The sequence below is a fragment of the Bradyrhizobium sp. ARR65 genome, assembly GCF_000472385.1.
In the GTDB taxonomy this organism is placed as follows: Bacteria; Pseudomonadota; Alphaproteobacteria; order Rhizobiales; family Xanthobacteraceae; genus Bradyrhizobium.
The window spans coordinates 1-1,594 of the sequence record NZ_AWZU01000129.1 but is presented as its reverse complement, the minus strand read 5'-3'; the positions used below and the strand labels follow the sequence as shown (position 1 = coordinate 1,594).

The 1,594-nt window shown below is 61.0% G+C and carries 2 protein-coding genes; both read left to right on the top strand.

The genetic code is table 11. The features are described 5' to 3' along the window. Positions 1 to 151 precede the first annotated feature (151 nt). On the top strand, positions 152 to 694 hold the full coding sequence (locus F758_RS0142945) for a thermonuclease family protein (protein ID WP_024513503.1): 543 nt from the start codon (positions 152 to 154) through the stop codon (positions 692 to 694). 9 nt (positions 695 to 703) lie between these two features. After that, complete coding sequence (locus tag F758_RS0142940) at positions 704 to 1,366, top strand: SOS response-associated peptidase (RefSeq protein ID WP_024513502.1); 663 nt, start codon at positions 704 to 706, stop codon at positions 1,364 to 1,366. The last annotated feature ends 228 nt before the right edge of the window (positions 1,367 to 1,594 follow it).

The window sequence follows — 1,594 nt, the reverse complement described above, 5'->3', positions numbered from 1 at the left end:
AACGCTACATGCGCTGCAAGGATTGCTCGGACGTGCGCGGCTATCCCTATAAGCGCAGCCATTTGATCGCGCTTCGGCGCACCAAGATTTCCGCGAGCGAACCGCCGTCGTATTGGTGGCCGGGTGAGCGGTGAGATTGCCCGGATTGGACATGAAACTCAGCTCAATCGATTACCTGCGCACAATCACGGCGGTTCTGGCGCTCGGCCTGGTGAACCCAGCCGCAGCAGACGATTTCGTCGGGCAGGTCAACATTATCGATGGCGATACTTTAGAGATGCACGGCATACGCATCCGTCTTTGGGGCATCGATGCCCCTGAGAGCACGCAGCTGTGCAGAGGCGATGACAGCGAGCAATACCGATGTGGCGCACGGGCCGCCAACGAACTTGACACCTTTATTGCTCGGCGATTGGTGAACTGCTCGCCGATGAGTCTCGACCGTTACGGGCGCACGGTCGCGACGTGCTCAGTTGGTGGGGCCGATCTCGGGGATTGGCTGGTGCGGAACGGTCTCGCCCTGGACTGGCCGGAATACTCCAAGGGGAAATACAGTGCTGACCAAAACAAGGCTGAGCAAGCCGGCCGGGGGATATGGAAAGGCAGCTACGTCGAGCCGTGGCTGTTCAGGGTGTGCATCCGTGCAGGCGGGACCCCAGCTAACTGCTCGGACGACGCGCAGGCTCATCCGTAGGAGGTGAACATCTGTAACCTATACAGCATCACGACCAACCAAGCCGCGATCATCGCCCTGTTCCGGGTCATCAACCGCTATGTCGGCAACCTGCCGCCGATGCCGGGCGTGTTCCCTGACTACCTGGCTCCGGTGATCCGCAATTCAGACGCAGGCACCGAGACGGTGACCATGCGCTGGGGCATGCCGCCACCGCCCCGCACGGGCGGCCCGCCGGTCACCAACATCCGCAACACTTCATCGCCGCACTGGCGCGGATGGCTCAAGCCCGAAAATCGCTGCTTGGTCCCAGCCAACAGCTTCGCTGAGTACGCGCCGGAGTCCAACCCAGAGACGAAGAAGAAAGACGTGGTGTGGTTCGCGCTCAATGAGGACCGGCCGCTATTCGCGTTCGCTGGCATCTGGACGACGTTCACTGGCGATCGAGGCACCAAGTCGAAGCCGATCGCGGGACCGCATCAGGTCTACGGCTTTCTCACCACCGAGGCGAACGCGGCGGTAAAGCCGATCCATCCGAAGGCGATGCCCGTGATCTTGACGACCGACGAGGAGCGCGACGTTTGGATGAACGCGCCATGGGACGAGGCGAAAGCGCTCCAGCGACCGTTACCGGATGACGCGCTCAAGATAGTGATGCGTGGTACGGATAAGGAAGATCGAGCGGCAGCGTAGGTTTGCCCGGTCTGGTCCTGCATCCGCTCTTGAAGAAAAGCGGACTATCTGGCTGTCGGCCACTTCCGGGTCTGACCCACTGAGGACATACGGCCTGATGCGATTTGTGATCAGAGCGATTGCACTGCTCTATCGTAAGCGGCGCTTAGATCCCACCTTCAGCGCAGCGGGTTGATCGGCGATTGTCCGACCGCTGAGTCGAGCGGGGTTAGGCACGTGTCGGACACT